This window comes from Streptomyces sp. NPDC052107 (assembly GCF_040680215.1).
Classification (GTDB): domain Bacteria; phylum Actinomycetota; class Actinomycetes; order Streptomycetales; family Streptomycetaceae; genus Streptomyces.
In genome coordinates this window covers 1-2,441 of the sequence record NZ_JBFAWG010000241.1, presented here as the reverse complement: position 1 = coordinate 2,441, position 2,441 = coordinate 1, and the positions used below count along the sequence as shown (strand labels likewise).

Genomic DNA, 2,441 nt, shown 5'->3' with positions numbered 1-2,441 from the left:
GGCCGCGAGCGCGAGAGCTCGTGCGACCTGCCGTTCATCGACGCCGTCGTAGAGGTGGCTGTCGTGCATGAGGAAGTCGGGGCCGCGCTCGTGGCGGTGTGCGAGGACGGCCAGGGTGAGGTCGAAGCAGAAGATGACCATGTTGTTGATGCCGCGGCTGTCGTCGGCGTCGATGCGGGGCGTGATGCTGAGGCTGGTCCGGCCGGCTTCGATGGCGAGGTAGGCTTCGCGGCCCTCGCCGTAGAGGTGCTGGGCGTACCGGGAGAACAGCAGGATCGCTTCGTCTGTCTGCTGTCGGCGCTCTCGGAGGTCGAGGTCGACGGCTTGCTGCAGTTCAACGCTCTTGGTGGTGATCTGGCGGGCGCTGGCTTCGAGGGCTTGCGCTGCGTCGAAGCGGTGGCGAAGAGCACCGAGAGCGGCCTCCTCCCGACCAAGGGCTGTCTGCAGGGCGGTCAGCGCTTCCAGCGCTCCACCGTCCAGCCAGCTCGCGCAGGAGGCGAGCCTGGTCCTTGCCCAGGTCGGCACGCTCCTGACGCCGGGCGGCCAAGCGGTCCGTGAGTTCCTGGATCTCTTCCTCCAGGAACCTGCGCCGATTGCGTACGACGGAGTGGTGGAACGCCTTGACCTCGTCGAAGCGACGCCGGACCTGGTCATTGAGGATGACCCCGAGCTCGCGGTAGGCCGGCTCGAGGTAGGACACCTCGACGTCGGTGGTCTCGGCGACCGCGCCTCGGAGTTCTTCGAGGTTGTGCTGGTCGATCACGTCGTCTTGGGCGAGCTGCTTGATCCGGCGGCTCACCTGGTCTGCGCGCTCCTTGAGGCGCTCGTACTCGGGGACGACCTGGAAGGCGGCAACCTGCGTTCGAAGCCGTTCGACCTGTGCTTCGGCGAGAGTGATCTGGCCCCTCAGATCGGCCGTGGAACCGACGATCCGACCCCATACGGGATCGTTGACGGCCTTCCTCAACTGGTCCCTGGTCGCCTTGCGGGCATTGAGCTCGCGGTACCCGTTGACCATCTGCCAGTCCAGCCCAAGGAGGTAGGACAGATTCGACGATGCCTCGGCGGCCGCCTGTCGGGAAAACGTCCGGGTCGGCTCGTTGAAGCCGTGAGCGGAGACCCGGCGGATGAGGAACGACAGGAGCGTGCGACCACTCACTCCGGGATGGTCACCCTCCAGCCCGAAGAGGTCCCGCTCGATGACGCGATTCCACTGCTCCACAGACAGCTCGACGTCCGGGCCGTCCGTGAAGAGCGTGTCGGCCGGCATGCCGGATACGTCCCGGCTCAACGTCACGACCTTGGGATTGTCTCCGCGCCGTCGTACCTCAAGCGGATCGTCCTGCCACGGCCAGTCCATAGCGAGGCCGAAGGTGATGTGGCGCAGCGCCTTGTTCGTGGCCAGCTGTGAGGTTCGGCCGTGATGTCACTGGGATGTTCGGCTGTGTATGTCATTGACGTGTAGGTGCATTGGCGCAGTTCATGGGCGGTCGGGGCGGTCGATCATGGTGACAGTTCCCCGAACTTTGCAGTGACACGAAGCCGTATCGGTCGGTGTCGTGTTCGCCGTATCTCCTTTGTCTTCCTGGACTTTGTGGGGCCGTCTGGTGTGCGGAGTGTGTCCGGGGGTCTTGGCGGGTGTTGCGGGGAGAGCGTGACGCCGGTGCCGGTGCTGCGAGCCTTGTCGGTCGGATTCCCGCGGCAGTCCCGAGGGCCATTAGCGCACGCGTCCATCGAACTGGCGGGAATGTTGTGCTGTCACCCGCCCGAGTGACGGGCTGGGCGGGAGAGCCCACGTGCGTCTCATAGCCTCGCGTCAGACGCATCCGTCACACACGTGCGTCCGGCTGACCCGGTTCTCAACCGCTGTTGGAGGCTTTACGTGATCGCCGTGCCGTTATCCGCCCGCCCACTTCAGGGGTGCCGGTACCGGTGACGACGCTTCCCAGGAGGGCTTGGGGCGGCATCGGGACGAGCTGCGGCCTGCGGCGGTCCGGCAGCTGCTGCACTTGCGTGGTGCGGGGGAGTTGACGACCGCGCATGTGCGGCTGGTCGCCGAGTCAGCGGGCGTCAGCGTGCGGCAGGTGTGGCGCTGGCTGGCCCGCGCTGAGGAGACCGGCAGCACGGAGAAGCCCGAACGCAGGCGGTTCCGCATCACCGACGAGATCATCGACGTCCTCGCCGACCACCAGGGCAACGTCAAACGCGCTCACGAGCACCTGGTGCGCGCCGCCAAGGCGGCGGGTCAGAAGCCGATCGGTCTGACCACGCTGCACGATGCCATCGCCCGTGACCTCGACCCCGGTTTCATGGCGGGCCTGAGGGAGGGCATTCCGGCCGCCCGCGGCTTCGACCCCGCCTTCCGACGGCCGGCGGTGGCCCGGAACCAGGTGTGGGAGGGCGATCACAAGCAGGCGCCGCTGGTGGTGGCGATGCCCGAC

The 2,441-nt window shown here is 67.0% G+C and carries 3 protein-coding genes and 1 pseudogene; 2 read left to right on the top strand and 2 right to left on the bottom strand.

The genetic code is table 11. The features are described from left to right. On the bottom strand, nucleotides 1-213 hold a 213-nt coding region (locus tag AB0M27_RS47405; RefSeq protein WP_365732403.1), incomplete at its 3' end, for a DUF2326 domain-containing protein. Between the two features lie 121 nt (nucleotides 214-334). Further along, nucleotides 335-700, bottom strand: a complete 366-nt coding sequence (locus AB0M27_RS47400) for an ABC-three component system protein (RefSeq protein WP_365732402.1) — start codon at nucleotides 698-700, stop codon at nucleotides 335-337. Between AB0M27_RS47400 and AB0M27_RS47395 the strand changes: the two genes are divergently transcribed. Continuing rightward, nucleotides 611-1,411, top strand: a complete 801-nt coding sequence (locus tag AB0M27_RS47395; protein ID WP_365732404.1) for a hypothetical protein — start codon at nucleotides 611-613, stop codon at nucleotides 1,409-1,411. The genes AB0M27_RS47400 and AB0M27_RS47395 overlap by 90 nt on opposite strands. Before the next feature lie 544 nt (nucleotides 1,412-1,955). After that, nucleotides 1,956-2,441: pseudogene (locus AB0M27_RS47390) on the top strand (transposase); the annotation flags it as partial.